The sequence below is a fragment of the Corallococcus llansteffanensis genome, assembly GCF_003612055.1.
Classification (GTDB): domain Bacteria; phylum Myxococcota; class Myxococcia; order Myxococcales; family Myxococcaceae; genus Corallococcus; species Corallococcus llansteffanensis.
Map to the genome: position 1 here is coordinate 1 of NZ_RAWB01000971.1, position 1,766 is coordinate 1,766.

The window sequence follows — 1,766 nt, forward strand, 5'->3', positions numbered from 1 at the left end:
GCGAAGCGCGGGGCGCTGGCGAGCGACTCGGCCATCTTCTTCGCGATGAGCTGGAGGTCGTTCTCGTTGAAGCGGTCCCCCAGCATCTCGATGGTGTTGGGGTCCTCGTAGGTGCCACGCGTATAGGCGCGGGGCCCATAGCAGCCGGCGAGCGACACGGCGACGAGGGCGGACAGCAACAGGCGGCGGGTGTTCATGGTCGGGTTGACTCCTAGTTCCATTCGCATTCGAAGCGGCTGCCTTCGAAGTTCCACTTGTAGGCAAGCACCGCGTCGCGGCGGTAGCCGGCCGTCAACCGGCAGAGGCTCTGCAGCGAGCTGCGCGGATAGTCGAAGGTGTACGACTGCGCCTTCGCGCGCTCCTGCGCGGACAGCTGCGAGGGGTGCGTGAGCGTGGGGCTGGCGCTGGCGGCCACCATCACGCGGTGCGCGCCGTACGTCTTGAGCGGCACGCGGCCCGCGAGCTGGATGCGGCGCACCGTGCGGGCAATCACGATGTCGCTGCGGTCCACCATCGTCTCATGCGTGTTGCGCCGCTGCAGCAGCTCCGGGAGGTTCGCGGAGAAGACGCGGGTGATGTCCCCGTCGTCCACGAAGAAGTAGAGGAACGCCTCGCGCGCGGTGCGGCTCTCGCCGGTGAAGTCCAGCGTCACCAGCAGATCCAACTGACGGTTGGGCGCGAGCGCCTGGCGCGACACCGCCGCCAGCACCGTCTTGTCCACGCCCGCCTTCTTCAGGCGGATGAGGCCGTCCGCGCTCGCGTCACACGCGCAGCGGCGCTCTTCGATCATCTTCACCAGCTGCGCGGGCTCGAAGCCGGCCTGGGACAGCTTGGTCAGCTCCTCGTCGGTGAGGGGCAGCTGATCCGAGCGCTCGTAGATGCGCGGCAGCTGGTTCGGGTCCCACTGGATGATGTTGTAGGTCTGCACGTCCCCGGACGGGAACGGCAGGGACACGGAGGGAGGCGCGGCGCGGGGTGCCTGGGCGGCGGTCAGCGCGACGGCGGCGGCGAGCAGTTGGGCGATCATGGCGGTCAGAACCGGTATCCGATGTTCATGAACAACCGGTTCGTCACTCCTCCACCCCCGATGGGGATGTCCGGCGAGTAGTGCAGCCCCATGAGGATGCGGTCGCGGCGGCCCAGGAACATCTCCGCGCCAATCTGCGGCGACAGGGCGAACCTCAGGCCCTCCCCCTCCGGGATGACGATGGCGCCCGCCTTGAGGCCGGCGGTGAAGGCCACCGGCCAGCCCCAGGTGCGGAAGGTGGGGCCCACGTTGCCGACGAAGCGCCCGCCGTCGAAGATGTAGGCGCCGCTGACGTCCAGGCGGTACCAGTCATCTCCCCAGAGGGAGACGGTGGCGCCCACGAACAGCGGCGGGCCTTCCGGCGCGCCCGCGGGGTTCTCCTGGGAGTTGATGGCGGCGCCCCAGTCGAACTGGAGCGAGACGCCCCGGCGGTTGTCGCCGTAGCCCCCCTTGCCGTACTCCGACTCCTCGGGCCCGTCGGTGCGACCGTCACGCTCCTGGGCGCTCGCGGTCAGCGGCGCGGCGACAGCCAGGAGCGCCAGGGCTCCGCACAACGTGACAGGACGCTTCATCTGTTGGACTCCCCAAGCGTGGGTGCGATTGCTCTGTGCGCGTAGTACGGCGCGCCGGCCGACATATTCATCGTGTGGCGAACGTCCGTGCAAGCGCCTGTTCTTCCAGGCGCCCCTTCTTCACGCCCGGGGCTCCGGGGCACCGGCGGTGGCGGTCTCCACGTCCC

At 69.3% G+C, this 1,766-nt stretch carries 2 protein-coding genes and 1 pseudogene; all 3 read right to left on the reverse strand.

Annotated features, from left to right (window positions below):
• A pseudogene (locus D7V93_RS42580) lies at positions 1–197 on the reverse strand (penicillin-binding protein activator LpoB); the annotation flags it as partial.
• 14 nt (positions 198–211) lie between these two features.
• A complete protein-coding gene (locus D7V93_RS42585) occupies positions 212–1,027 on the reverse strand; it encodes a hypothetical protein (RefSeq protein WP_120648632.1) in 816 nt (271 codons plus the stop codon).
• A gap of 5 nt (positions 1,028–1,032) precedes the next feature.
• Positions 1,033–1,599 (reverse strand): hypothetical protein, encoded by a 567-nt coding sequence (locus tag D7V93_RS42590; RefSeq protein ID WP_120648633.1) that lies wholly within the window; start codon positions 1,597–1,599, stop codon positions 1,033–1,035.
• Positions 1,600–1,766 lie beyond the last annotated feature (167 nt).